Genomic DNA, 26,964 nt, shown 5'->3' with positions numbered 1-26,964 from the left:
GTACTCAGGGCTGCGCTAAAGTGTCCACTTCAGGCGCTTGCACCTCAACATATAAGTTATCGATAAGGGCTTGTTCTATCTGATTTTTAAATGATTCAAAGAACTCATTTCCTGCTTCAAGGGTTTCCTCAATTACATAAGGTTGCTGTGCTTTAAACAAGGCCAAGCGTTCTTCAAAAGACGCAAGTTGGGGTGACGGATTCTCATTTTGCTTATGGGCCGACTTAATTAAATCTACCGCTTTTAACTGTGCTTCAACCGCTTGGTCAAATTTTCCGTCAGCGGCATAGGCGGCGGCTAAGGTATCTACATATACGTAGTTTTCGGCATATTCTTGTTCAGCTACGACTTTCTCGGCCAAGGTGACAGCCATTTTAGTATCCGCAAGCTGCGGTGAATCGGTGGTGGCAAACAGCCATGCGACATTGTTGGCGTGCAAAGGAAAGTCATCTTTTGTCGCGTCGATTAATAAGGCTTTTGCTTTTTCTGGTTGGGCTTTGCCTAAAAAACCGCGAGCGTAAATGCGAGCAATCTCTTCCGGCATGACCCAAAACTTACTTTGTTGGTAAGCTCGTTCAAGTAACCATGTGATATTGGACTGCCGTGGCAGTTGATGTGCCCCTAAGTAGTACACAGAGGCTAAATAAGCCGCTGCGGCGGGGTTATTGATGATGGCCATTTTCCGAATGCCGCGTTCGCCATCTTCTTTTACATCGTTACTTTCGCCAATCTCATACAGTACGATATAACTGAGTAGTTCAGCATACACGTCGTAATCACTCAGCCACACTAACCAGTCATATACAGACTGCCAGTTTTGATGTTCACCATCTCGGGTATAGGCCCATGCAATGCGCTGAGCGGCATCAATCCAGCCCTCATCAGCCATGGCTAAACATGTTGTAAAGCTATCGGTTGGCGAGGCATCGAACACCTCATTACAAGCAAGTAACTGTGGATCCCATTTAATACCGGTATCGACTTGTGCTTGCGCTTCTCTAGCACTTTGAGCACGCATATATGCCGTGATGAGTATCGCTAAAATTGCGACCCAAACACCTATTACAATAAAGGTTTTTAATCGCGATTTTTTTCCTGCGGCGGGTTCGTAAGTGTCGTGCATTGAGATCCTTTAAGCGCTTCGTTTTACAGCTAAGTGAAGTCTTAGCGTGACTCAAAGTATGTATGATTGACTAGCTCAGATCAATAATGAGCGGAAGTTATGTCCTTTGGATATGGGAAGTGTGGTGTTGCGGTTAACGGTAATGGAGATGAGATTAGGGCCATCTTGAGTAACAGACGACCCTATTAGCCGATGAACTTACTCTGCTTCTAGCTCAGCATCTGTTTTAAGTTTGATGTCACCCCAATTACCGTTAGCACTCTCTACAAATCCAGGTATGTCAGTTAACCAACGCGCTTGTACTTGTGAATTGAGATTTAGGTAAAGTTTGTTATCAACGATTTTAAAAGCGGTCGGATCGGTATCAAACTTTCTTTCCATCGTCACACCAAAGGCACAAAAGCCGCCGTATTGTGGTGCGTATTTTTCAGGGTTTTCACGAAACAAATCTCGATGTTCTTCGCTTGAGAATTGATAAATAGCATTCTTGTAAGTGGCAGTAAATTCAGAGCTGCCTTGCACCGGTTGGCCTTCAGTAAAGTAAGCAACAGTATCGTAACCTTGAATGGCAAGGTCGTTGGCGTTTGCGTTTACATCAATGTCTGAAGCAAAGGTGAAGGTGCTTAGTAAAAGAGTTGAGGCAATGGCGCTAGCTTTTAAAATGGTTTTGAAGTTCATGTTGTTGTTTCCTATGTAATATTTTCAATGTGGTATGTGTAATAGAGCAAATTGTGTGGCGCTCTGTTTAAGTGACACTACATAAGACAGGGGTTTGCTTATACAAAATGAATCAAGTAGTCTTTAAAATAATACCAATCGTCCAAAGGAGGGCCAATGGACCGATTATCGGAAATTATTAAGCGCTTTAATTTACACGCAGATGTGTTTTTTAGTGGAAACCTTTGCAGCATAAGCGAGTTTGAAGAGCCTGACGGTGCCCGAGGGCACATACACATTCTTAAAAGCGGGGCGCTGCAGCTGATTGATGACCTGGGTAAAAAGCGCAATATCGCACAGCCATCCGTGCTGTTTTTTCCAAGTGGTCGCAAACATCGCCTAGTGCCAGACCCAGTAATTGGCGCCGATTTAGTCTGCGCGACGATTGAATATCAAGATCCAAAAGCCAATCCCATTGCGCAATCACTACCACCGTTTTTGAAATTTCAGTTAAGTCGCTACCCGGATTTAAAAAAAGCAGCAAAATGGCTCTTTAAAGAGGCGTTTGGCGACAAATGCGGGCGCGAACCGATGATTGATAGGCTGTGCGATATCTTTATCATCCAAGTATTACGCTATGTATTAGACAGCGAGCAAATGACGCAAGGTTTACTCGCTGGCTTATCACACCCTCAACTATCGCAAGTCATTGTAAAGCTTCATGCGCAACCTGAATATCCATGGAGTCTTGATTCGATGGCCGAATATGCGTTTATGTCGCGCTCAAAATTTGCAGATTTATTTCGAGAAGTGGTGGATGAAACACCTGGGGAATATTTAACTAATTGGCGCATGACCGTCGCCCAAAATGAATTACTGAAGGGGCATACAGTCAACATAGTGGCCAAAAAGGTCGGATATGAAAACGGCTCAGCACTGGCTCGCGCGTTTCGAAAGCATTCAGGCACGTCGCCTAAAAAGTGGCAGCAACAAAATTTGCAAAAAGATAGCCGCTGATCAACACGCAACGACGCTGCTTATAAAACAAAAATGATGCTTTTTTATCAGCATTACGTATATAACAACAAAAAAACGACAGGGATATTAATGAAACTACTCACTAGCCTTGCCTTATTAGTTACGGCACCTCTTGCGCTATCACAAGCGCTTATCTTACAAACTGAAATTAGCCCCGATGGCGAACACGTTGCGTTTTCGTATCAAGGTGATATTTGGACCGTTGATGCCGATGGCGGACGGGCCACTCGTCTCACTATACATGAAGGCTACGAAAGCAACCCAGTGTGGTCTGCTGATTCTTCTACCCTAGCGTTTAGCAGCGACCGCTTTGGAAACGATGACGTTTATGTAATGCCTAAAAATGGCGGCCAACCGCAACGACTTACTTACCACTCTGGCAATGACAGAGTCGTTAGTTTCACGCCCGACAATCAAATATTGTTTAATAGCCGCCGAGTGTATGCGCAGGTTGAGCGTGAGTGGGAAATTATGCAGGTAGACGCTCAAGGTAATCGCACCGAAGGCCGTTTTATGGATGCACTAGGGTTTGACCCAATTGTGTCTCCAGATGGCAGTAAGGTGGCATTTGTCAGAGGCACATGCCGCGTAGCACGCGAAGACTATCGCGGCCCAGCTAATCGCGATATCTGGATTTACGATAGAGACAAAAATACCTACACCCAGCTAACAGATTTTGATGGTAACGATTTCATGCCAAAGTGGGTGGGCAATGATAGCTTGTATTTTGTGTCTGCCCGAAGCGGTAAATACAATGTTCATAAAGCGACGCTAGATGGTGAAATAACGCAAATCACCGACGAAAGTAATTTTGGTATTAACCATTTCAGCACCACTGCAGACGGTTCTAAACTTGCTTACCAAACTGGCGATAGCGTTTGGCAGTTTAATACAAAAACCTCTGGCAAGCGTGCTATTAATATCGATGTGACCAGTGATTTTAGATTTGATCTAGTAGTGACTAACTCGGTGAATAACCGCATTAATGAGTACGCTGTCTCTCCAAATGGTAAGTTAAGCGCGTATGTACACCGTGGCGATATTTATATTACCCGAAATGATAAAGAAGATAAGCGCAGCGTGCGTTTGACCACCGGTGGTGATAGAGATCGCGATGTGACGTGGCTAAATGATAATACGTTATTATTTGTATCTGACCGCTACGATCAAAATGACTTATTCATGTTGACGTCGGATGATGCCAATGAGAAAAACCTGTTTGTTTCGTTAAAACACAAAGTCACCAGGCTTACGAGTAGCGATGAAGAAGAATCTTCACCGGTTGTTTCTCCTGATGGCAAAAAGCTCGCTTTCAATCAAGGTCGTGGTCGCTTGCTCACTGCGGACATTAGTGATGATGGTACCTTAAGCAATCAAATTGTCTTGCTAGATGGATGGGATTCACCATCTGGCGTGGCTTGGTCGCCCGATAGTGTATGGCTTGCCTATTCTTTAGCCGATTTATATTTTAATGAAGAAGTATACATTCATGCGGCAGATAATTCTTCTGAGCCTGTGAATGTCAGCATGCATCCAAAATATGATTATGGCCCGGTTTGGAGCCCAGATGGCAGTAAGCTTGGGTTCGTGTCTATGCGCAACAACGGCGATCCAGATATTTGGTTTGCTTGGTTAACAAAGTCTGACTGGCAGCGCTCTAATGAAGAGTGGAAGCGCGATGAGAAAAGCGACAAGGAAAAGCCTAAAAAAGCTAAAAAGCCTGAAGACGAAGAGACCGTTGAGGGCGAGGATGCAAGCGAAGATGCAGAGCCAGCTGAAGCAATGGCGATTAAAATTGATTTCGACAACATCTATTTGCGTTTACAGCAAGTCACGCGCTTTACAGGCGGTGAAACCGAGTTGGCGTTTACAAAAGACGGCAACCACATCTATTATGCCACAAGCGGTGGCGGTCGCATGGGCGTAGAAGCCGATGAGAACCTATACAAAATCAAATGGGACGGCGAAGATAAAAAAGCCGTTATTGATGGAGATCGTGGTGTAGAAGATTTGTATCTAAGTAAAGATGGCAAGCAGCTATTTGCCCTTACCAACGGTGGGCGCATGGTGAGTGTCGATACTAAGTCTGATAAATCTACCAATTTAGACGTAACTTCGACGAGCACTATTGATTACATAGCCGAGCAAGAGCAAATTTTTGATGAAGCATGGCGTGAACTTGGCGCCGGATTTTATGACCCGCAGTTCCATGGTCAGGATTGGACATCACTACGCGATAAATATAAGCCTATCGCCTTAAAGGCCTCCACCAAAGAAGACTTCCAATATATCTTTAACTTAATGTTAGGCCAGTTGAATGCGAGTCACATGGGGATGTCTAGAGGCGATAATCCTAAGGAAACCCAACGACAGCTTACTGGCCTATTGGGTTTGGAAGGTACTCATACAGAGCAGGGGTTTGAAATATCTAGCGTACTGGCCGATAGCCCTGCCGACAGAGAAGATAGCCAATTACAAGTGGGTGATGTGATTACGGCGATTAATCAACAGTCGCTTGATGGAAAAAACATGTATTCGCTGTTGATGAATCAAATCAATGAGCCTGTGTTGCTTAACATTGAGCGCTCAGGTGAATCGCAAGAGTTAGTTATTTGGCCGACCAATAGCCTAAGCACGCAACTTTACGACGATTGGGTGAATACGCGTCGAGCGCTAACTAAAGAATTCTCTGGTGGCAGACTAGGTTACTTACACATTCGCGGTATGAATTGGAGTAGTTTTGAGCGTTTTGAAAGAGAATTGATGGCCGCAGGTTATGGTAAAGAAGGCATCGTCATAGATGTGCGCTATAACGGTGGCGGTTGGACAACCGACTATCTCATGGCCGTCTTAAGTGTTAAGCAGCACGCGTATACTATTCCCCGTGGCGCGACAGACGACATCAATAAAAATCATGAGGCCTTTAAAAATACTTATCCTTTCTCAGAGCGTTTACCGCTGTCTGCTTGGACTAAGCCATCTATTGCGATGACCAATGAAAACAGCTACTCAAACGCAGAGATTTTCTCTCACGCCTATCAAGCCAATGACATCGGTAAGGTAGTGGGCCGTCCTACTTTTGGTGCGGTAATCAGCACTGGTGCAGCATTTATGGTAGATGGCACCGCGGTGCGCATGCCGTTTAGAGGATGGTGGGTAAAAGAAACCGGTGAAAACATGGAGTTCGTGCCTGCCAAGCCCGACATTGAAGTATTTAACCCGCCGGCATATAAAGCCAAAGGGGTAGATCCTCAGCTAGAGCGAGCAGTGCAAGAGTTACTGAAGGATTTATAAGGGCACTATCAAATGAAAAAAGAGCGCTAACTAGCGCTCTTTTTTATGTTCGTTATTGCATGTTTTTCAATGCTTGAATTCTGTCTTCTAATGGCGGGTGGCTTGAAAACAGTTTTTGTACTTTACCCGCGTTGATAGCCAGAGCGCGCATTTCATCTGGCATAGGCTCAGTTTCCTTGCCTCGCTGTAAGCTCTCTAGGGCAGCAATCATGTTTTGTTTGCCTGCTAGTTTTGCACCACCTTCATCGGCTCTGAACTCGCGGTAGCGCGAAAACCACATGACGATGGTCATCGCCAAAATACCTAATACGATTTGTGCCAAAAAAGACACAATGTAAAACGCCGGTCCATGACCACGTTCTACCTTAAAGACGACTCTATCGACCACGTGACCGATAATACGTGATAAGAATACGACGAAGGTGTTGACTACGCCTTGCACGAGCGTCAACGTGACCATATCGCCGTTAGCGACGTGACTAACTTCGTGCGCGAGTACCGCTTCAACTTCATTCTTATTCATAGAGCGCAACAGCCCAGTGCTGACGGCAACTAACGCATTGTTCTTATTCCATCCTGTGGCAAAAGCATTGGGGGATGGATGGTCAAATACGCCTACCTCTGGCATGCCGATATTGGCACGTTCAGCCTGCAGTCTCACGGTTTGCACTAGCCAAGATTCGGTAGGGTTGCTTGGCTCGGCGATGACCTGTACGTTCATGCTGCGCTTGGCAAGCCATTTACTCATAAGCAGTGAAATAAATGAGCCCGCAAAACCGATGACCGCTGAGTACAGTAGCAAGGCTTGAAGGTTCAGGTCGACGCCATTATCTGCCAATAGCCCTTGGACGCCAAACAAACTAAAGGTCAGGCTTAGCAGCGCCATAATCGCGATGTTGGTACCCAAAAAAAGTAAAATTCTCATATATGCCCAAATGTAAAAAGGTTGTTTCCTAGTCACATTATGGAGTCATGCGATAAAAATACAATTCGCGGGATATGAAAATAATGTCATAACACGTTAAGCTTCGGGTTGCTCAAATACCTGTTGTTAAAAACAACATTCATAATAGTGAAGTAGGCATGCTAAAAGTCATGAAATATACGCTGATCATATTAGTCACCTTAGTGTCTGGGTTGGCTATCTATGTTTGGATGAATCAATCCCCAGATATACCTGTTGAAGAGTTAACCGAGCGCTGGGCTCAGCCGCCTTCGCAGTTTATTAAAATTGCCGGTATGAACGTGCACTTGCGAGATGAAGGTCCAAGAGATGACCCAAACCCAATTGTCCTTATTCATGGTACGAGCGCATCGCTTCACACTTGGGATGGCTGGGTCAGTGAGCTGGTTTCACAAAAACGCGTTATTCGCTTTGACTTACCGGGCTTTGGTTTAACGGGTCCGCATCCACAAAACAACTACACTATTGAAGCGTATGCCGATGTGGTGGTAAGTGTGCTTGATACCTTAAATGTTGATACTGCCATACTTGGCGGAAACTCCTTAGGAGGCTATATTGCTTGGGCTACGGCCGTGTTGCATCCCCAGCGCGTAACACAGTTGGTATTGGTTGATGCAAGTGGGTTGCCATTTGAAGCCGAGTCGGTACCTATTGCTTTCATACTCTCACAGTACCCAATCTTGGAGTATTTGCTCGATGACTTTTTGCCCATATCGGTAGTTGCCAGCAGCGTGAAAAATGTTTATGGCAACCCCGACATAGTGACCGACGAGCTTGTTCATCGCTACTATGAACTCAGTTTAAGAGAGGGCAATCGAGATGCACTTCGGGCGCGTTTTGCGCAAACTCAACCCGGGGATTTGGCCGCAAAAGTCGCTAGCATCAATGTCCCTACCTTAATCATTTGGGGCGGCTTAGACCGCTTGATACCTTTGGGAGTAGGACAACGACTCAATCAGGCAATTATCAATAGTGAGCTGGTGGTGTTTGAGCAGCTAGGGCATGTGCCTCATGAAGAAGATCCCATTGCTACCGTAACAGCGGTAAAGGCCTTTTTGAGCGGATCGCAGTAGCAATATGTGATTATAAAAAATGATGATTGGCATTTTTTGCCCGCCATAGTCATATTGCACTAAACGCAGGTCAGTTAAGTTGCGACTTAGGAGATAATTTTGAGCACATTAGTTACTACAACTATTGCAGATAACATTGCGACCATAAGTATTAATAACGGCAAGGTAAATGCTATCTCTCATCAAGTGATAGAAGAGCTGAACCTAGCATTAGACGAAGCTGAAAAAGCCAAAGCTGTTGTAGTTTTGACCGGCCAACCTGGCATGCTATCAGGCGGTTACGACTTAAAGGTGATGCGTGAAAGTATGGCTTCTGCCATGGCACTGGTCGAAAAGGGTTCTACCTTGTCACGCCGCTTGCTAGCGTTTCCATACCCAGTGCTTGCCGCTTGTCCTGGTCATGCGGTAGCGAAAGGCGCTTTTTTACTGCTCAGTGCAGACTATCGCATAGGCGTCGAGGGTGATTTCAAAATTGGCTTAAACGAGGTTGCTATTGGTATGAGCATGCATCATGCCGGCGTTGAGCTTGCAAGAGGCAGGCTAGCACCTGTGTTTTTCAATCGCTCGGTGATTCTAGCTGAAATGGTATCGCCGCAAGAAGCGGTGACTGCAGGCTTTTTAGATAAAGTGGTCAGTGAGGAGGCGTTTTTACCCACCGTAGCGGCTATCGCCAAGGCGATGAGCAAACTTGATATGCGCGCTCACCATCAAACCAAACTAAAGGCGCGCAGTGAGCTATTAGCTTCATTAGACAAGTGCATATTGCTCGATAGAGACGGAAGTTTATAACATTTAAAGCGCTTACACAGGTTAGATGCTATTGATCCTACTAGCACCTAACCGCGTTATGCATTTTATGCCGTTTGACTGCTCTTAAGCGCCTGTTCAATATCGGCTAGTATGTCGTCAATGTGCTCAATGCCCACTGAAATCCTCACCATTTCTTCTGACACTCCTGCACTCGCAAGCTCCTCTGGACTTAACTGACGATGAGTAGTGCTAGCAGGGTGACACGCTAATGATTTTGCATCGCCAATGTTCACAAGACGCAGGATTAACGAGAGCGCATCAATAAACTTCGCGCCTGCCTCAATACCGCCTTTGATACCAAAGCTTATGATCCCAGCCGCCTTACCCTTGCAGATTTTTTGACAGGTTTCGTAATACGGGCTGTTGGGCAATGCTGCATAGTTAACCCATTCAACCGCATCATGGGCTTGTAGGTAGGCTGCAACTTTTTCGGCATTTTCACAATGCCTTTCCATGCGCAGCGCAAGCGTCTCTAAGCCCTGCATGATTTGAAAGGCGCTGCTTGCTGAAAGTGCAGCGCCGGTATTACGCAAAGGTACTACGCGGCAGCGGCCAATATACGCTGCAGGCCCCAACGCTTCTGTGTAAACCACCCCATGATAAGAAGGGTCGGGAGTGGTCATCATGGCAAAACGCTCGCTGTTTGCAGCCCAGTCAAATTTGCCTGAGTCAACAATAATGCCGCCAACAGTGGTGCCATGCCCGCCTATGTATTTAGTTAGGGAGTGAATAACAATATCTGCACCGTGATCAAATGCACGGCACAATACTGGGGTAGCGACGGTATTATCGACGATTAAGGGTACGCCAGCATCGTGAGCAATTTGCGCCCATCGCTCAATATCCACAACATTACCGGCAGGGTTGCCAATGGATTCACAAAATAGGGCGCGGGTGTTTTCATCAATGAGTGCCGCTACCTTGTCGTAATCATCAGATTTTGCAAAGCGCGCTTCTATACCCTGACGAGGAAAAGTGTGCGCAAATAGGTTATATGTGCCGCCATATAGCTGACTGGTGCTAACAATGTTACTGCCCACTTCAGCAATCGCTTCAATCGCATAACGAATAGCCGCCATACCCGAGGCAACCGCTAGCGCACCAATACCACCCTCGAGCGCAGCGACTCTTTGCTCAAGCACATCATTAGTAGGATTCATAATACGGCTGTAAATAAAGCCAGGGACCGCCAAATTAAAAAGGTCAGCACCATGCTGCGTGTTGTCGAAGGTAAATGAGGTGGTTTGATAAATGGGCGTGGTGGCAGCCTTAGTGGTGGCTTCACTGCTATAACCTGCATGCAGGGCAATCGTCTCGGGTTTCATAAGTGCTCCATGTGGTGTTGTGAGATCAAATTTTGGCCAAAGGTTACCATTACAGAAGCTGAGGAGAGACGCAATAATTTCAGATGCAATAACCATAAAAAAATGCACTAATTTGTTATAGTAACGTCAATAGTAAGAGACCGTCGTAATGATTGTAGGGTATGATCATTTATAGACGTTGGTTTGGCTCAAAATAGATGGTTAATAAAAGGAAATACAGATGAAAAAGGGTCTTTTAGTCACAGCTTTGTTGCTAGCGGTGCTTGCTGGCGGTATTTGGTATGCGTTCAGCGGTGCAGGCGATTTTATCCGCACCCAAATTGAGCAGCAGGGAAGTAAGTTTTTAGGCACACCGGTAACCGTATTCAATGTGGATTTATCGGTAACCGAGGGGCGTTTGACCATTAACGATTTGGACGTTGAAAACCCTGAAGGTTTCAGCGTTGCTGACGCGTTTAGCCTTGAGTCTGTAGTATTAGACTTAGGCGCTATGACTAGCGAGCCTTATGTAGTGCAAACCGTGAGCGTTAACGCGCCAGAAGTGCTTTATGAAGTTGATGCATCTGGAAAGGGCAACCTGATTGTATTAAAAGATAACTTAAGCGCTAATCTTCCTAAGTCAGATGCGCCGCCAGCAGATACTGGCGCAGGACCGAATCCGTTAGTGATAGTTGAAAATGTAACGGTCAGTAACGTGCGTCTTAAATTAGATTTTGAAAAGCTCAATACTGGCGATTTGCAGTTTGATACGAAGTCTTATGAAATCACGCTTCCAACATTTAATGCAGGGTCAATTGGCATGCCAAACGGACTGCCTGCAGATCAAGTTGGCGCCGCGATTGTCGAAGCGATGCTAGACAACGTGATTGAACAAGCAAAAGCAGAAGCAAAAAGACGCCTAGAAGAAAAAGCCAAAGAGAAACTTGAAGAAGAAAAAGACAAGCTGATAGAAAAAGGTAAAGATAAACTTAAAGACTTACTCAATAGGTAGCTTTACAAGGCGCAGGCCCTCATGATGCCTGTGCCGACTCATTATTTTCAATGTAGTCTTTTATGGCGGGGTGCAAATGCTGATTAAAAAACTTATGACTCAACCGATTGTAACGGTGGAGTTTGATGATACGTTGAAGGTATTAAAAGAAATTTTTGAAAATGTTAAGTTCCATCATTTGTTAGTGGTTGAAGATAAAAAACTCTATGGCGTCATCTCCGATAGAGACTTACTGAAAGCGACAAGTCCGTTTGTTGGTACAGCTAATGAAAAGGTGCGCGACAAATTAACGCTAAACCGTAAAGCGCACCAAATCATGACGCGTAAACCCATCACCCTCACGGCCGATGCGAATGTGTACGATGCCATTGCTATCTTCAATGAACACAGCATTTCGTGCATTCCTATTGTAAATGAACATTTTGAACCAGTAGGGATTGTGAGCTGGCGTGATATTTTGCGTGTCATTGGGCAAAATCATGAGAAAAAAGTGAACAAAACTCACACTTAGATGGGAAAGTGAAAACATCAATAAAATGCTTTTTACCAAGTGGTTATCCAAGCTTTTAAAATCATAACGAAACAATAACGGCTATGTGGATGTTTGAAATTACGTTTTGTATGTCTAATTTAGTCCTTTTAATCCGTCGGCTAATTGCCCCATAAGGGCCTGTCGAGCTACATCGTTATTTATAGATTAAGCAATAATTTTCGCTGATGATTTGGTTGGCAAACATGCCTAATAAAAACAAACGCCAATCAAGCATGGCTTAAATATTGATTTCCAACCGTAGAATTTAGGTACCCACAATAACGAAGCCCACGAGTAGGATGAGAGACAGACCAAACGCGCCTACACCGATAGCGGATTGCCACTGCTTACGAAATGCCGCAAAACTGAGCAACAAAATGGAAACAAGCAATGAAGGGACTCCAACAAACAAAGCCATCATATATTCCCCGCCGCCGCTTGATACGGGTCTTAACCCCATCTCCACTTGCCACATACGTCCTTGCACCCACATCGAGAACAATAGAGAACCTAGACCAATCATAAAAATCGCCCAAGAGGCTTTTGATTTTGGTGTTATGCTCATGTTCAAAACACTCTTCTTATCTGGAGTTTGTATATCATATACAGGATGTTATGTTGCATACTCGTAGTGGTTGTAAAACAACTTCCACTTATTGCATTATTGCCACTATTTAAGATACCAATAGACTTTCTAGGGCCAGACGTAATTCGCCGGTGATAGCACTGGGTACTTGCGTATCTCGCTGCACGAACACATGCGTTAAACTGCCTTGCGCACATGCACTTTCCTGACCTTCTTTAAATATCGCAACGCCATATTCCACAGAGCTATTGCCAAGCCGATTCACTCTTATTCCCCCGGATATTTTGTCGGGGAAGGCAATTGAAGCGAAATAATGACATTGAGATTGCACCATTAAGCCTATTTGATCACCGTGATGAATGTCCAGTACGTCTTTCTCAATCATGTATTGATTGATTATCGAGTCAAAATAGCTGTAGTAGACAACATTATTCACGTGCCCATATACATCGTTATCCATCCATCGTGTGGTGATATCAAAAAACGCTACATAGTCGTTTAAGGTTTCTGCAGTAGGTTTACTCATGGGGTATAGATGCTCCTGAAGGACACATGAAAAATTTAAAACGCCTGCTGATAGATGCGCAGGGCATCATCTTGGGTGACTTCCCTAGGGTTGTTAATAAGCAAGCGTGTTTGCAGCATCGCTTCGCTTGCTAGCTTCGGTAAATCTTCTAGGGTGATGTTCAGTGCACGTAATTGAGTGGGCAACTTCAAGTCGATTATGAGCATTTCAATATACTCAATTAAGCTGCGTGCAAGGTCCATCGAGTCTTGCTTATCGATATTGTGCGGCATGATATGCACTGCTAGCTCTGCATAAAGCTGATGACATGCACTCAGATTGTGGCGCATGACATAAGGCAGCACTAAAGCATTGCTCAAGCCATGGGGAATATGAAAATGTCCGCCAAGTGGATATGCTAGAGCATGCACTGCCGCCACGGGTGAATTGGCAAATGCTTGGCCAGCAAAGCAAGCACCAAGCAACATGTTTTGTCGTGCTGCTAGATTATGACCGTCAAATGTCGCTGTTTTGATATTACTCGATAGCAAGCTTAAGGCTTTGGTAGCCAACATGTCGGAGTAAATATTCTTCTTGTGCTTGCCAGTATATGCTTCGATGGCGTGTACCATCGCATCAATGCCGGTCGCGGCTGTCACATGAGAGGGTAAATTAAGGGTAAGGTGTGCATCTAGTATTGCCACATCAGGAATTAACTGCGCAGAAACAATACCTGCTTTGGTGGTTTTCCCCGTTGTTAAAATCGCAATGGGGGTCACTTCCGACCCGGTACCTGATGTTGTCGGGATTAGGACTAAGGGCAACGAACGCTCAGTCACGTTATCTATACCGTACATACTGGGCAACACTGTCTGACTAGATGCTGATGCAATCACTTTTGCCACATCCATAGGACTGCCACCACCAAAGCCGATGACTCCGTCGCACGCCTGGCTTTTACAAAGGTCAATCCCCTTAAGCACGGTTGCTTCACTAGGGTCGCTTTCTACTTCGTCGAATATGGATAATGCAATTGTTGAGTTGGCTTGCCTGAAGCTTTTGGTAAGCTCATCTAATAATCCATGCTTGACCAAGCCGGCATCGGTAACCACAAGCGGCCTGTGAATGCCCAATTTGGCGCATAAGCTGGGTAATTTTAAAATCCCGTTCGCTTCGCAGATGATGCTCTTTGGCGCATGAAATTCAAAAGCATGCATAAATGTGATTCCTTTCAATAGTTTCTTTTATTGTTACGCGGTGGTTGCAACAACGATCCGAACTTCCATTAGCTTCGTTTACATTTTATCTATATTTTGGCGCCAATACGATGAAAGATGATGAGTTACTTGCACTAAAAATTGCTTTTACTTACATGCCACAAGCAATTGAAGTAAATAAATATGAATACGGTGAAAATTACAAAAATGTTCTTGAACACATTGAGTTTGTGCGTGGAGTGCTATTAGATCACGACGTTGACCCCGACGAAGTGAGCGGCGATATTAACCCTGACAGCACACCAAACTCATGCTACTAGCCGCGCAAACCTAGCATACAAGAAAATAGGGATGAAGATACCGGTCATCCCGTAACTACATTACTGCTCACTTTTTCGCTGTTTGTTGATTTAGATGAATGCGTTAGACGCATGATGTATGTCCGCGCTGATTTATTGTAAAAAGAAACAAAGTGTTATCGATAAATAAAAAGATTTTACATTCTAAAAAAAAGGGCGTAATATCCGCCTTAGCTAGAGAGAAGTCTATTCTTTACCCTACATTACATTGTTTTATTCATATTACATCGTCCTGCAGTTTTAAGTATCAGTCTCTAATTTCAGCTACACCCGTTTATTTGCATTTTGCAAGTGAGCACTATTAACAATTTTTTATTACAGGTTATTATTATGTCTAAAACTACCGGTACGGTTAAATGGTTTAACGAATCTAAAGGCTTCGGCTTTATCGCTCAAGAATCTGGTCCTGACGTGTTTGCACACTTCAGCGCAATCTCTGGCGACGGTTTCAAAACTTTAGCTGAAGGCCAAAAAGTTGAGTTCACTGTAACTGACGGTCAAAAAGGCCCTCAAGCAGAGAACATCGTAGCTCTTTAAGCTATTATTGATTTCAAAAGCCCTGACATTTTGGTGTCGGGGCTTTTTTTATGCCTATAAATTAAGGTCTGGTGATTTATTGATTGATATTAAAAGCTTACGTAATATGCTTTTAAGAGCACTGTCATGAGATTGTGCCAAATCATTAACAACAGCCAAGTTCCTAGGAGTGCATCATGGACTTAACGATCGCCGAATCCGCGGTGAAGCTCATTCAGCTTGCACTTGCTCCTGTATTTTTACTAGTAGGCATTGGCACCATGGTAAATGTTGTAACCGGGCGGTTAGCCAGGGTGATTGACCGCGCGCGATCTTTTGAAGAGGGTGGCGAATGCGCACAGACTTTTAAAGACAGTGCGCAAGCTAAAATTGAGATCCGCTCGCTTCGACGCCGTATGCGCTTTGCCAACTGGGCGATTACGTTTTTAATCGCCGCTGCCGTGACCATTTGTATAGATGTTATATTGTTATTAGTAAACGGTTTAGTCGCGCCTAGTTTAGATGTGGCTATTTTAAGTACATTTATACTTGCTTTAATATTGATGACCGGGGGGCTACTATCGTTCTTTTTTGAAGTCAGTGTAGCAACCGCAACCTTGAAGATTGGGCCTGAAATTTTGACGAGAAAGGAAAAAGTTAACGATGAATAGGGCGCAAGGCCGGATGATTCTTCGATTTAGGGGTTTTAAAGAAATATGTTGATTTTAAAGGATTTTGATGTATGTAAGCACTCACTGGGTGAGCGCTTAACAAGCGAAAAATAGAATAATTTGACCGTAAAATAGTGGATGCATGCCACTATTTTAACTCCTAGGTTAAGTGCTGCGCATGAAAAGCGATATGATCTTCGATAAAACTCGCAATAAAATAGTAACTATGGTCATAACCTTCTTGCATGCGAAACCCAATGGTATAGTCAGCACGTTTAGCAGCCTCAATCAACGCCTCTGGTTTTAATTGATCTTGTAAAAAATTGTCAGCGCTGCCCTGATCGATAAGCGTAGGTAAGTAAGCGCTTGCTTTATCTACTAGCAATGTTGCATCGTAATGTTTCCAAGTAGACTCATCATCTCCCAAGTACGTTGAAAATGCTTTTTGCCCCCAAGGACAACCTGTGGGATTAGCGATGGGCGCAAACGCTGACACTGAAACATATTTTTCTGGATGTTTCAGCGCAATGGTTAATGCACCGTGCCCGCCCATAGAGTGGCCGCTGATAGCGCGCTTGTTTGATACTGGAAAATGCGCCTCGATAAGAGCCGGAAGTTCATTTAACACATAGTCGTACATGTGATAATGCTTTGCCCATGGCATGCGTGTCGCATTGAGGTAAAAACCAGCGCCTTTGCCACAGTCATAGCTATCGATGTCTGCTACATCATCGCCTCGAGGGCTGGTATCGGGGGCAACAATGGCGATACCGTGCTTAGCGGCGAACTGATGCGCGCCGGCTTTTTGCATAAAGTTTTCATCTGTACAGGTGAGGCCCGATAGCCAATACAGCACCGGAACTTTTTGACCTTGCTTAACTTGAGGTGGCAGATAAATCGCAAATTTCATTGTGCAATGATTACTACTTGAAACATGCGAGTACTGCTCGTGAACACCTTGAAAGCTAAGCGTACTGCTAAGTTTGCTAATGGCTATATCAGTCATATTATCCCTCACTTATTAAAGTGAATGACAGAGCGAATAGATTCACCTTTATGCATTAATTCAAATGCTTCATTCACGTCTTCAAGACCCATGGTATGCGTAATGAAGTCATCCAATTTGAATTCTCCGGCCATGTAACGCTCCACATAATCAGGTAATTCAGAACGCCCTTTAACACCGCCAAACGCTGTGCCACGCCATACCCTGCCGGTGACTAGCTGAAATGGTCTAGTCGAAATTTCTTGTCCTGCGCCGGCTACGCCAATGATGATCGACTCTCCCCAACCTTTGTGACAGCATTCAAGGGCGCTGCGCATAATCTTCACATTGCCGATACACTCGAACGAAAAGTCGACCCCGCCGTCGGTCATCTCGACAATTACTTCTTGAATGGGTTTGTCGTAATCATTTGGGTTAATGCAGTCTGTTGCGCCGAGTTGACGCGCTAAATCGAACTTACGCTCATTAATATCGATAGCAATAATGCGACCAGACTTTGCCATGGTGGCACCGATGATTGCAGAAAGGCCAATGCCGCCTAAACCAAACACCGCGACTGTATCGCCGGCTTGGACTTTTGCCGTGTTCATGACTGCGCCCATGCCAGTGGTTACGCCGCATCCTAATAAGCATACTTCTTCAAGTGGCGCTTTAGGGTTAACTTTTGCCAACGAAATCTCAGGCAATACGGTATACTCTGAGAAGGTAGAAGTACCCATATAATGATAAATCACTTCGCCATTTATCGAAAAGCGTGATGTGCCGTCGGGCATTAAGCCTTGACCTTGAGTGCCTCGAATTTTCTGACACAAATTAGTTTTGCCAGAGGTGCAAAACTTACACTCTCCGCATTCGGGCGTGTAAAGTGGAATGACGTGATCACCAACTTCTACGCTTGTTACGCCTTCGCCAATAGATTCAACAATTCCGCCGCCTTCATGGCCTAATATGCTAGGGAATACGCCTTCGGGGTCATCACCTGAAAGCGTGTATGCATCGGTATGGCATACGCCTGTTGCCGTCAGCTTCACTCTTACTTCGCCCGCTTTAGGAGGGGCTACATCGACAGTTTCTATTTTAAGCGCTTGTCCGGGGCCCCAGGCTACTGCGGCTTTACATTGAATAGTTTTAGCGGTCATGGTGTTCCATCATTTTGTTTAGATGCTCTAAGTGTTGATGAAATACGCAATAGTTGCAATGTGGATCGCTGTTTTTGTTGCGCTGCAGCTATTGCGGCCTCACCAAATTGTGAGTGCCGCGCTGCCATCGGGAGAGATGAAGTATTTGAAAGGGTTATCTGCGCTGCACTTTATCCATCAATGTAGGGTCGGCAAATTCGAAATTGACCTCATCATAAATAATGATTGCACCGCGTATTTGTGATGAAGCGTCTACTTTCAGGGTGGGTGGTCGGTTAGAGCGGTTATTGCGCTGTGGTTTGCGTTCAAATCGCACATCGCCTTCTACAATAGTGCCGTTGAGCAGGGCGATATCGCCATTGACAGTAACAATATTTTCAGCCACCGTGACGTTGTCTAAATCGACGTCACCATTAACTGTGGTAATACTGGCACCCACGTTGCTGTTTTGCTCGATATTAATGTTTCCATTTACCGTGCTTACATCTTCTGAAGCGCTAAAACCCTCGCCAATATTGATAGACCCATTGACGATACTGACGCTTTCTACAGTCACGTTATCACCAATACGAATGCGCCCGTTCACATTACTGACCTCTTCGGCCGTGACATTGTCATCTAGAGATAATGAACCATTTACCGACGATACTTCGCCAACCGTCAGTCCTTTAGCGACTTTCACGGATTTGTTGGTGCTGGTGTAATCATCACCATCAGTGTAAGTATATGCGCCTTTTCCATCGCTTGCGCCAACGTGAATAATGCATCCGGTGAGTATTAATGTTGCGGCGATAATGCCAATAAAACCATAAACAGGTAATTTCATTCGCTTAGTCATGTATGATTCCTTTTTATTATAAGCAATATGGGTAAGTGCTGCATGTGGGTAATTAGCACAATGTATGCCAGCATTAAAATTCATGAAAAACAATAAGTTACAGGCTAATGAAATTTCCGATTTTATTATTCATTAGTCAAAACTCTCAATAATTGGTCTAATAGACATATGCGGCATATTGATGTGTCGCAGTCATAAATGAAAAGGTTTACTCCGTTACGTGATTTCTTTGCCGCACAATATCCATATTGACGAAGACCAGTATCAACTGAGCGCTATTCGCTCAGCGGGCAACGGCGGGCAAAACGTCAATAAGGTCGCAACAGCGATTCATTTGCGATTTGATATTGCACAATCCACCTTGCCTGAAAAATATAAGGCGCGCTTGCTCGTGCTTTCTGACTCGCGTATCAATAAAGAGGGCATTGTTGTGATCAAGGCGCAGTCGCACCGCACCCAAGAAAAAAACAAAGACGATGCGATTGCTCGCTTAAAAGCGCTGATTGCCTCTGTTTTAGTCGAGAAAAAACCTAGGCGAGCGACTCGTCCGAGCTTAAATGCTAAAAAGAAGCGGGTAGATGCCAAAAAGCGCAACGGTATGAACAAGGCATTGCGAAAGAAGGTCGATTTTTAATCGTTGAGGTTATAGAGTCTACACGGACGTTATGGTCAATGTTTAACTGGGATTATTTATTAACACATGAAAAAAACCATCAAGAAGTTAGACAAGCAGGTTGTTCAGGCACTCACAATAGCATGTGAGCAGTGTAAGCAAGACGTACTCGGGTTTGACTGGCTGACACATACCGCCGACTATTCAAACTTTCCGGGTAGTTTAGTGGTGCGTTGTGTATTTGATACTGACCAATCCTTACATCTTGCAAAAGAAACAGAGCAAACGGTATTGTTGATCAAACGTATTCATGGCGCGTTATTAAAATCGGGTTTTTTACTCAAACATCCCAAAAAGCACGTGATTTTTGACACAGAAGAAGCATGCACCCGCGAGCATCAGGGTGATTGGAACAGGAGATTAGATTATGCGCATTAAACAGCTAGGGCATCCCATACTACGGAAAGTATCAAAAGAGGTTGCGCCGCAAGATGTATCCTCAGAAGTAGTACAATCTACTCTAAAACTTATGCAAGATGTGCTCAATGGCATAAAAGCAATCTCTGACGAAAATGGTAATGCAGTTTCTGCGCCCCAGGTGGGGCAACCCATTCGCGCGATTATGCTGCGTTTAGATGGTGAATTTGTACCGATGATAAACCCGAGCTTCACTTCACTTTCTAGTGAGATGTTTGAGTTTGAAGAAGAGTGCTTTAGTTTGTATAACGTGCGTGGTGTGGTCTTAAGGCATCAGCAAGTTGAGGTCAGCTATTTAGATCAATACGGAAATGCGCAAACGCGCACCATGACAGGTGAAGAATCAGGCTTGGTGCAACATGAAGTCGACCATCTAAATGGTGTGTTTTTCCTCGACCGAATTGAAGATCACCAGCGGCTACAGAGCATAGACTACATGCTCAATGACAATCCAGAGCGACTTAAAGTCGTCAAGGAAATGATGGCGTACATGGCCGGGTAGTTTTTGTAAAGTTTTACAGAAATTATGAGCACTAAATAGCTATGACTCCCATGTTACGCGAGGTCTTAAAAGAGATATCAAGCGAAACCTGATATATAAGCAATGCTATTTCGAATGGATATTTATTATAAAGGCGGTATTCTGCGCGCTCAAATTTAAGGAGCAGTAATGAATAGAAACCCCCTGTTAAAAAGTATGGCAATTGCGACTGTTTTCATGTCTGTGCTCCCTGCACTCATTTACTACGCAGTTTATTTTAAAGACGTAAGAGCAAACAAAAAACCCATTTCCCCGCGTGAGTTAGGTATGTTCATCATGATCGCTCTGGTTGCTTCGCTTAGTCATATTGGGGTGAGTTTTATGCAAAGCAGCGTAGAGATTGGTGGAGCTTTGTTTATTGTTTCAGCCTTTATTCACCTAACCAAAATTGCGGCGCTGGTATTGTTTTACTTAGCATGTAAAACAACTGAACCTCACGAATTGCATGCAAAAGCGTAGGTCATTTGCTATGTAAGCGGGAAGCGTCGAAACAGAGTTCCGAGGCGGCTGATTGTGTTGTTATGCGAACTTATCAATGCGTTCCAATATAGTGAAAGAGAAAGAAAAAACCTAAGTTGATACACAATACTGCTAAAGAAGGGAGCAGTAAAATTATCAGTTTCTGTTTTTTATTCAGCGTTTTTGCAATAGTTTGATTTATCGTGAAAGAAAAAGCCAGACACGCAAGTAATGGCAACAAAAAGATTGCAAATAAATATCCGGTAATCGCGGATACTGTAGATGAGAGGTTTACTACATAACTGTATGTAAGCACCAAAGACACAAAGACTAAAATAAAAGCTAAACCGGCAACTGTTGTTTTATTCGATTTCATTAACAACCTATTTCGTTGATCTTACCCACTAACATTGACGCAAAGCTAAGCCTACGTAGTTGTTTATCTAGCGAGCTTGTGAGCGGTTTAAGTGCTTACTAGGTGCGCTTAACACCGCAGCTTCTATATTGTTTGATTGACCAGCCGTTGTCTGCAAGTTTTTTTACACTGCGGACACAGAGACTGGCGATATGCCATCACAATAAAAATTAGGCCAACAGCTTTTAATCCACGGCTAAAGTAACCGCACTATGCAAAATAACATTGAGCGATACGTGAGCTTGGCCTAAACCCGTATCCTTGAAAATTCACTGGTAGCTTAGACATTTGTCGTAGTATCCCTTGAAATAAGCCTCAAAACTCTCTATATTGTCGACAATCCAACTTCAACGAGCTTTTCATGTCGCCTTTTCAAGAAGCCCCTGTAACCTCATCAGACAAGACATTTATTGCCTTGCGTGCAGATGTGGTGGAGGGTGTTATCAAGGCGGGTGCAAAATTAAGTGAAGCTGAATTGTCGACAAATTATGGTGTCAGTCGAGCAGTGGTGCGAGAGGCAATCAACCGCTTAGAAAACGCTAGCTTGGTTGAGCGCAAGGCAAATGTAGGCGCGAAAGTGGTCACGCTTACGTTAGACGGCCTCATTCAACTGTATCAAGTGCGTGAAGCACTCGAAGGCATGGCTGCAAGATTAGCGGCGCAAAACATGAGCGATGATGAAATCGAAGAGCTACAGAGCCTTTTAAATAATCACGCAAAACAAGTGAAAAACGGTGAGTCATACTACCAAGAAGCGGGTGATGTGGACTTTCATTATCGTATTGTTCTTGGCAGTCATAATCAGCAGTTAATCTCCATGCTCACCAATAATATTTATCATTTAGTGCGTATGTATCGGGTTCAGCTTGGCATGGCTGGACCGCGCGTGACTACGGCGTTTGCCGAGCATACCAATATCGTACAAGCAATATCCCATCGCGATGCGGAGTTAGCTGAGCTGCTCATGCGTCGCCACATTCTTTATTCAAAAAATAACATTGAAGCCAAACTGAGGACTATTCCATGAGTGCAGGTAAAAAATTCCGCGCAGCGTTAGCTGAAAATACACCCTTACAGATTGTTGGTACCATCAACGCCTACAGCGCCATAATGGCACAAAAGATTGGTCACAAGGCTATCTACCTGTCTGGTGGCGGTGTTGCTAACGCATCATATGGTTTGCCCGACCTTGGCATGACGTCTTTAAATGATGTACTGGCCGATGTGCAGCGCATTACTGCGGCAAGCAGCCTGCCTTTATTGGTCGATATCGATACTGGCTGGGGTGGCGCGTTTAACATCGCTAAAACCATTCGCGATATGGAAAAGGCGGGCGCAGCTGCGGTGCATATGGAAGACCAAGTAGCCCAAAAACGTTGTGGACATCGCCCAAATAAAGAAATCGTAAGCACACAAGAAATGGTCGACAGAATCAAATCGGCCGTAGATGCACGCACCGACCCAGACTTTTTCATCATGGCACGTACCGACGCATTCGCTCAAGAAGGGCTAGAAGCGGCGATTGAGCGGGCAAAAGCCTATGTAGCAGCCGGTGCAGACGGTATTTTTGCAGAAGCAATTAAAACCGAAGAACATTATCGCGCGTTCGCTGATGCGCTAGATGTTCCTATCTTGGCAAACATAACAGAGTTTGGACAAACTGAGTTATGGAACAAAAAAGAGCTCGGAGAGTGGGGCGCAGCCATGGTGCTTTATCCATTAAGTGCCTTTAGAGCGATGAACAAAGCGGCTGAAAATGTATATCAGTCAATCTTGGCCAATGGCGATCAAAAAGCCGTTATCGATACCATGCAAACGCGCATGGACCTTTATGATTATCTTGGCTATCACGACTATGAGCAAAAGCTTGATGAGCTGTTTGCACAACAAAAATAATTCAAATTAGCACACACATTCACTTAATTTAATTAGTAAGAATTGGAGTAAAAAATGGCAAAAGTACTCAGTGGCGCAGGCCTTCGCGGTCAAGTTGCAGGCAAAACCGCACTTTCTACCGTAGGCGTATCCGGCTCGGGTCTTACCTACCGTGGCTATGATGTAAAAGATCTAGCCGAAACATGTCAATTTGAAGAAGTGGCATATTTAATTCTCAAGGGCGACTTGCCTACGCAAGCTCAGTTAGACGAATATAAAACGACGCTTAAAGGTTTGCGCGGTTTGCCGCAAGCCCTAAAAGACGTGCTTGAGCGCATCCCGGCGAATGCTCACCCTATGGATGTATTACGTACCGGTTGTTCAATGCTAGGCAATTTAGAAATGGAAGATAGCTTTGAGCAGCAGCACGAAGTGACAGACCGCATGTTAGCGTGTTTCCCATCGATTATTTGTTACTGGTATCGCTTTAGCCACGATGGCGTGCGCATTGACGTAGAGACCGATGACGATTCAATCGGCGGACATTTTTTACACCTCTTGCATGGTGAAAAACCAAAAGCGCTGTTCGAGCAGGTCATGCACGTATCGTTAATTTTGTATGCGGAGCATGAGTTTAATGCATCAACGTTTACCGCTCGTGTTTGCGCATCGACCTTATCGGATATGCATTCATGTATTACCGGTGCGATTGGATCACTGCGCGGTCCATTACATGGCGGCGCTAACGAAGCGGCTATGGAGTTAATTGAAGGCTTTACATCACCAGAGCATGCCGAAGAAGAAATGATGGCTAAGTTAGCGCGTAAAGATAAAATTATGGGCTTTGGTCACGCGATTTACTCTGAGTCAGACCCTCGCAACGAAATCATTAAAGGTTGGTCAGAAAAGTTAGCGGCAGAAGTGGGTGATACCGTCTTATATCCGGTGTCGGTGAAATGTGAAGAAGTGATGTGGCGCGAGAAGAAGCTTTTCTGTAATGCAGATTTCTTCCATGCATCAGCGTATAACTTCATGGGGATCCCAACGAAATTATTCACGCCTATTTTTGTTATGTCACGTCTGACCGGTTGGGCTGCTCACGTGATGGAGCAACGTGCAGACAATCGCATCATTAGACCATCTGCTGACTATACGGGTGAAGACATCCGTGACGTGCCGCCTATTGCTGAGCGCGGTTAAGCGCAGCGGACATATAGCAAATTTGCTCCCTTGCGAATTGACAACGAATTCGTAGGGAGGAAGCTTGCACCACAACACAGTATTGACTTCAACGCATTGGAGGAAACATGAATTACGAATATCGCAAACCCTTACCTAACAGCAAGTTAGATTATTTTGACACTGAAGCCGCTGTAAACGCGATTAAACCAGATGCTTATAAAGGCCTACCATACACATCAAAAGTGTATGCTGAGAACTTGGTAAGACGATGTCCCCCTGAAGATTTGCAGCAAGCACTTGAGCAAATCATTTATCGTCGTCGTGATTCAGACTTTCCATGGTTTCCAGCACGCGTAGTTTGTCACGATATTCTTGGTCAAACGGCGCTAGTAGACCTCGCTGGTTTGCGCGATGCCATTGCACTCAAAGGCGGCGATCCAGCAAAAGTTAACCCAGTAGTTCCCACGCAACTCGTCGTTGATCACTCGTTAGCGGTCGAGCACGCCGGTTACGAAGAAAATGCCTTTGAAAAAAACCGCGTCATTGAAGACAGACGAAACGAAGATCGCTTCCACTTTATCAACTGGACCAAAACTGCCTTTAAAAATGTCGATGTTATTCCGCAGGGCAACGGTATCTTGCATCAAATAAACTTGGAGCGCATGTCGCCGGTAGTGCAAATACGCGATGGCGTCGCTTTTCCAGATACATTAGTGGGTACTGATAGCCACACCCCAATGGTAGATGCGCTCGGCGTGATCTCGATTGGTGTGGGCGGCCTTGAAGCCGAAAGTGTCATGCTCGGTCGTGCTTCTTACTTGCGTTTACCCGACATTATTGGTGTTGAATTAACCGGTAAGCCGCAGGCAGGCATAACGGCAACTGATATCGTATTAGCACTTACGGAGTTTTTACGTAAAGAGCGCGTGGTATCTTCCTATTTAGAGTTTTACGGCGAAGGTACTCGCCACTTAACCCTAGGCGATCGCGCCACCATCTCAAATATGACCCCAGAATATGGCGCAACTGCCGCCATGTTTTATATCGACGAGCAAACGATTGATTACCTCACCCTCACCGGCCGAGATGACGAGCAAGTGAAATTGGTTGAGCAGTATGCCAAGCACACTGGTCTATGGGCTGATTCGATGGTTGAAGCGGAATACGAGCGCATCCTTAAGTTTGATTTATCATCGGTTGGCCGAAATATGGCTGGCCCGTCAAACCCGCATGCACGCTTGGCTACCGCCGATTTGGCCAGTAAAGGCATTGCAGCTAAATATGAAGTGAATGGGGATGAAATGCCCGACGGCGCGGTGATTATCGCCGCGATTACGAGCTGTACCAATACGAGCAACCCACGCAATATGATTGCCGCAGGTCTTATCGCGCGCAACGCCAATAAGCTTGGACTGCAGCGTAAGCCATGGGTAAAAACGTCACTTGCGCCTGGCTCTAAAACGGTTAAATTGTATTTAGAAGAGGCAGAGTTATTGCCAGAGTTACAGACCCTTGGGTTTGACGTGGTTGCATTCGCCTGCACCTCGTGTAATGGCATGAGTGGCCGCTTAGATCCAAAAATCGAAGAAGAGATCAAGCGTCGCGACCTCTACTCAACGGCGGTACTTTCAGGTAACCGAAACTTCGACGGGCGTATTCACCCCCATGCTGACCAAGCCTTCTTAGCTTCTCCGCCTTTAGTTGTTGCCTATGCCATTGCCGGTAGCATCCGTTTTGATATAGAAAAAGATCCCCTTGGGTTTGACGCTGCAGGTAAGCCAATACTGCTAAAAGACATTTGGCCCACTGACGAGGAAATCAATGCGGTAGTAAAAGCGTCGGTCAAACCAGAGCAGTTCCGAAAAGTTTACGAGCCGATGTTCGATTTAAAAGTAGAAGAGGCAAACCTTAATCCGCTTTATGATTGGCGCGAGATGTCGACCTATATTCGTCGCCCACCCTATTGGGAGGGTGCATTAGCGAGTGAGCCCACACTTACCGGTATGCGCCCGCTAGCGGTGCTAGGCGATAATATCACCACGGATCATTTATCGCCTTCTAATGCGATTCAGATGAACAGCGCAGCTGGTGAATACCTGCATAAAATGGGGCTGCCTGAGGAAGATTTTAACTCATATGCGACTCACCGCGGTGATCATTTAACCGCTCAGCGCGCTACTTTTGCTAATCCTAAGTTATTAAATGAAATGGTATCAGAGAACGGTGAGATTAAGCAGGGCTCATATGCGCGTGTGGAGCCAGAAGGCAAAACCATGCGTATGTGGGAAGCAATTGAAACCTACATGAATCGTAAACAACCACTAATCATCATTGCAGGTGCGGACTATGGGCAAGGTAGCTCAAGAGACTGGGCTGCAAAAGGCGTAAGACTCGCCGGTGTAGAGGCCATTGTTGCTGAAGGTTTTGAGCGCATTCACCGTCAAAACTTGATAGGTATGGGTGTATTGCCGCTGGAGTTTAAAGAAGGAGTAACTCGCAAAACGCTTGGTATAGATGGCACAGAAACCTTTGATGTTAAAGGCGAGTGCAAGCCAGGTACTAATCTGTCTTTGATTATCACTAAGTCCACCGGCGAGCAGCTTACGGTGCCTGTTACGTGTCGCCTCGATACCGCTGAAGAAGTCTCTATATATGCGGCCGGTGGCGTACTGCAGCGTTTTGCTCAAGACTTTTTGGCAAGCGCAAGCTAGTTTATCAAAAACAATACGCGTGCAATTTAGGCAGAACAGGTCAAGCG

27 protein-coding genes are annotated in these 26,964 nt (G+C 44.9%); 17 read left to right on the top strand and 10 right to left on the bottom strand.

Annotated features, from left to right (window positions below; genetic code table 11):
- Positions 1 to 4 precede the first annotated feature (4 nt).
- Together KJ365_RS13250 and KJ365_RS13245 are read right to left on the bottom strand one after the other, a co-directional pair.
- The gene (locus KJ365_RS13250; protein ID WP_214452144.1) at positions 5 to 1,123 is read right to left on the bottom strand and encodes a hypothetical protein; all 1,119 of its coding nucleotides are present in this window, start codon (positions 1,121 to 1,123) and stop codon (positions 5 to 7) included.
- A gap of 198 nt (positions 1,124 to 1,321) precedes the next feature.
- The gene (locus KJ365_RS13245; protein WP_214452143.1) at positions 1,322 to 1,801 is read right to left on the bottom strand and encodes a YHS domain-containing (seleno)protein; all 480 of its coding nucleotides are present in this window, start codon (positions 1,799 to 1,801) and stop codon (positions 1,322 to 1,324) included.
- A 156-nt stretch (positions 1,802 to 1,957) separates the two neighbouring features.
- Here KJ365_RS13245 and KJ365_RS13240 point away from each other — a divergent pair, with 156 nt between their 5' ends.
- A complete protein-coding gene (locus KJ365_RS13240) occupies positions 1,958 to 2,797 on the top strand; it encodes an AraC family transcriptional regulator (protein WP_214452142.1) in 840 nt (279 codons plus the stop codon).
- Between the two features lie 90 nt (positions 2,798 to 2,887).
- Positions 2,888 to 6,112: a S41 family peptidase gene (locus KJ365_RS13235; RefSeq protein WP_214452141.1), complete on the top strand. Its 3,225-nt coding sequence runs from the start codon at positions 2,888 to 2,890 to the stop codon at positions 6,110 to 6,112.
- Between the two features lie 52 nt (positions 6,113 to 6,164).
- Here KJ365_RS13235 and htpX read toward each other — a convergent pair whose 3' ends face one another.
- Positions 6,165 to 7,037: a protease HtpX gene (htpX, locus tag KJ365_RS13230; RefSeq protein WP_214452140.1), complete on the bottom strand. Its 873-nt coding sequence runs from the start codon at positions 7,035 to 7,037 to the stop codon at positions 6,165 to 6,167.
- Positions 7,038 to 7,207: 170 nt separating this feature from the next.
- Between htpX and KJ365_RS13225 the strand changes: the two genes are divergently transcribed.
- Positions 7,208 to 8,149 carry an alpha/beta fold hydrolase gene (locus tag KJ365_RS13225; RefSeq protein WP_250884218.1) on the top strand — a complete coding sequence of 314 codons (942 nt, stop codon included), beginning with the start codon at positions 7,208 to 7,210 and terminating at the stop codon, positions 8,147 to 8,149.
- 99 nt (positions 8,150 to 8,248) lie between these two features.
- Positions 8,249 to 8,938: a crotonase/enoyl-CoA hydratase family protein gene (locus tag KJ365_RS13220; protein WP_214452138.1), complete on the top strand. Its 690-nt coding sequence runs from the start codon at positions 8,249 to 8,251 to the stop codon at positions 8,936 to 8,938.
- Between the two features lie 65 nt (positions 8,939 to 9,003).
- Here KJ365_RS13220 and KJ365_RS13215 read toward each other — a convergent pair whose 3' ends face one another.
- Positions 9,004 to 10,284 carry an O-acetylhomoserine aminocarboxypropyltransferase/cysteine synthase family protein gene (locus KJ365_RS13215; protein ID WP_214452137.1) on the bottom strand — a complete coding sequence of 427 codons (1,281 nt, stop codon included), beginning with the start codon at positions 10,282 to 10,284 and terminating at the stop codon, positions 9,004 to 9,006.
- Positions 10,285 to 10,504: 220 nt separating this feature from the next.
- Here KJ365_RS13215 and KJ365_RS13210 point away from each other — a divergent pair, with 220 nt between their 5' ends.
- Together KJ365_RS13210 and KJ365_RS13205 are read left to right on the top strand one after the other, a co-directional pair.
- Positions 10,505 to 11,275 carry an AsmA family protein gene (locus tag KJ365_RS13210; RefSeq protein ID WP_214452136.1) on the top strand — a complete coding sequence of 257 codons (771 nt, stop codon included), beginning with the start codon at positions 10,505 to 10,507 and terminating at the stop codon, positions 11,273 to 11,275.
- A 76-nt stretch (positions 11,276 to 11,351) separates the two neighbouring features.
- Positions 11,352 to 11,786, top strand: coding sequence for a CBS domain-containing protein (locus KJ365_RS13205; protein WP_214452135.1), 435 nt, complete (start codon positions 11,352 to 11,354; stop codon positions 11,784 to 11,786).
- Positions 11,787 to 12,072: 286 nt separating this feature from the next.
- Here KJ365_RS13205 and KJ365_RS13200 read toward each other — a convergent pair whose 3' ends face one another.
- From KJ365_RS13200 to KJ365_RS13190, 3 genes are all read right to left on the bottom strand, one after another.
- Positions 12,073 to 12,372, bottom strand: a complete 300-nt coding sequence (locus tag KJ365_RS13200; RefSeq protein WP_214452134.1) for a hypothetical protein — start codon at positions 12,370 to 12,372, stop codon at positions 12,073 to 12,075.
- Between the two features lie 109 nt (positions 12,373 to 12,481).
- Positions 12,482 to 12,919: an acyl-CoA thioesterase gene (locus KJ365_RS13195; RefSeq protein WP_214452133.1), complete on the bottom strand. Its 438-nt coding sequence runs from the start codon at positions 12,917 to 12,919 to the stop codon at positions 12,482 to 12,484.
- 35 nt (positions 12,920 to 12,954) lie between these two features.
- Positions 12,955 to 14,115, bottom strand: coding sequence for an iron-containing alcohol dehydrogenase (locus tag KJ365_RS13190; RefSeq protein ID WP_214452132.1), 1,161 nt, complete (start codon positions 14,113 to 14,115; stop codon positions 12,955 to 12,957).
- A gap of 110 nt (positions 14,116 to 14,225) precedes the next feature.
- Here KJ365_RS13190 and KJ365_RS13185 point away from each other — a divergent pair, with 110 nt between their 5' ends.
- From KJ365_RS13185 to KJ365_RS13175, 3 genes are all read left to right on the top strand, one after another.
- Positions 14,226 to 14,435, top strand: a complete 210-nt coding sequence (locus KJ365_RS13185) for a penicillin-binding protein (protein ID WP_214452131.1) — start codon at positions 14,226 to 14,228, stop codon at positions 14,433 to 14,435.
- Between the two features lie 369 nt (positions 14,436 to 14,804).
- Positions 14,805 to 15,011: a transcription antiterminator/RNA stability regulator CspE gene (cspE, locus tag KJ365_RS13180; RefSeq protein WP_214452130.1), complete on the top strand. Its 207-nt coding sequence runs from the start codon at positions 14,805 to 14,807 to the stop codon at positions 15,009 to 15,011.
- A 176-nt stretch (positions 15,012 to 15,187) separates the two neighbouring features.
- The gene (locus tag KJ365_RS13175; RefSeq protein ID WP_214452129.1) at positions 15,188 to 15,661 is read left to right on the top strand and encodes a DUF2721 domain-containing protein; all 474 of its coding nucleotides are present in this window, start codon (positions 15,188 to 15,190) and stop codon (positions 15,659 to 15,661) included.
- A gap of 160 nt (positions 15,662 to 15,821) precedes the next feature.
- Here the strand turns inward: KJ365_RS13175 and fghA are convergent, their stop codons facing one another.
- The 3 genes from fghA to KJ365_RS13160 all read right to left on the bottom strand — a co-directional run bounded on the left by fghA (position 15,822) and on the right by KJ365_RS13160 (position 18,644).
- Positions 15,822 to 16,658 carry an S-formylglutathione hydrolase gene (gene fghA, locus KJ365_RS13170; protein WP_502793492.1) on the bottom strand — a complete coding sequence of 279 codons (837 nt, stop codon included), beginning with the start codon at positions 16,656 to 16,658 and terminating at the stop codon, positions 15,822 to 15,824.
- A gap of 17 nt (positions 16,659 to 16,675) precedes the next feature.
- Entirely contained in the window at positions 16,676 to 17,806 is a 1,131-nt protein-coding gene (locus KJ365_RS13165) for an S-(hydroxymethyl)glutathione dehydrogenase/class III alcohol dehydrogenase (protein ID WP_214452127.1), read from the bottom strand.
- 154 nt (positions 17,807 to 17,960) lie between these two features.
- Positions 17,961 to 18,644 carry a DUF4097 family beta strand repeat-containing protein gene (locus KJ365_RS13160; protein ID WP_214452126.1) on the bottom strand — a complete coding sequence of 228 codons (684 nt, stop codon included), beginning with the start codon at positions 18,642 to 18,644 and terminating at the stop codon, positions 17,961 to 17,963.
- A 220-nt stretch (positions 18,645 to 18,864) separates the two neighbouring features.
- Between KJ365_RS13160 and arfB the strand changes: the two genes are divergently transcribed.
- The 8 genes from arfB to acnD all read left to right on the top strand — a co-directional run bounded on the left by arfB (position 18,865) and on the right by acnD (position 26,917).
- Entirely contained in the window at positions 18,865 to 19,278 is a 414-nt protein-coding gene (gene arfB, locus KJ365_RS13155; RefSeq protein ID WP_214452125.1) for an alternative ribosome rescue aminoacyl-tRNA hydrolase ArfB, read from the top strand.
- Positions 19,279 to 19,344: 66 nt separating this feature from the next.
- A complete protein-coding gene (locus KJ365_RS13150) occupies positions 19,345 to 19,695 on the top strand; it encodes a Fis family transcriptional regulator (RefSeq protein ID WP_214452124.1) in 351 nt (116 codons plus the stop codon).
- Positions 19,685 to 20,236 (top strand): peptide deformylase, encoded by a 552-nt coding sequence (locus KJ365_RS13145; RefSeq protein ID WP_214452123.1) that lies wholly within the window; start codon positions 19,685 to 19,687, stop codon positions 20,234 to 20,236. The genes KJ365_RS13150 and KJ365_RS13145 overlap by 11 nt, the downstream gene beginning before the upstream one ends.
- Before the next feature lie 168 nt (positions 20,237 to 20,404).
- Positions 20,405 to 20,734, top strand: coding sequence for a hypothetical protein (locus tag KJ365_RS13140; protein WP_214452122.1), 330 nt, complete (start codon positions 20,405 to 20,407; stop codon positions 20,732 to 20,734).
- A gap of 776 nt (positions 20,735 to 21,510) precedes the next feature.
- A complete protein-coding gene (locus tag KJ365_RS13135) occupies positions 21,511 to 22,176 on the top strand; it encodes a GntR family transcriptional regulator (RefSeq protein WP_214452121.1) in 666 nt (221 codons plus the stop codon).
- Positions 22,173 to 23,045 (top strand): methylisocitrate lyase, encoded by an 873-nt coding sequence (gene prpB, locus KJ365_RS13130; protein ID WP_214452120.1) that lies wholly within the window; start codon positions 22,173 to 22,175, stop codon positions 23,043 to 23,045. Before KJ365_RS13135 ends, prpB begins: the two co-directional genes overlap by 4 nt.
- Before the next feature lie 54 nt (positions 23,046 to 23,099).
- On the top strand, positions 23,100 to 24,224 hold the full coding sequence (prpC, locus tag KJ365_RS13125) for a bifunctional 2-methylcitrate synthase/citrate synthase (protein WP_214452119.1): 1,125 nt from the start codon (positions 23,100 to 23,102) through the stop codon (positions 24,222 to 24,224).
- Between the two features lie 107 nt (positions 24,225 to 24,331).
- Positions 24,332 to 26,917: a Fe/S-dependent 2-methylisocitrate dehydratase AcnD gene (gene acnD, locus KJ365_RS13120; RefSeq protein WP_214452118.1), complete on the top strand. Its 2,586-nt coding sequence runs from the start codon at positions 24,332 to 24,334 to the stop codon at positions 26,915 to 26,917.
- Positions 26,918 to 26,964: the final 47 nt, after the last annotated feature.

Origin of the sequence: Glaciecola sp. XM2 (genome assembly GCF_018595715.1) — a bacterium.
GTDB lineage: Bacteria > Pseudomonadota > Gammaproteobacteria > Enterobacterales > Alteromonadaceae > Glaciecola.
This window is presented reverse-complemented; position numbering and strand designations above follow the sequence as displayed.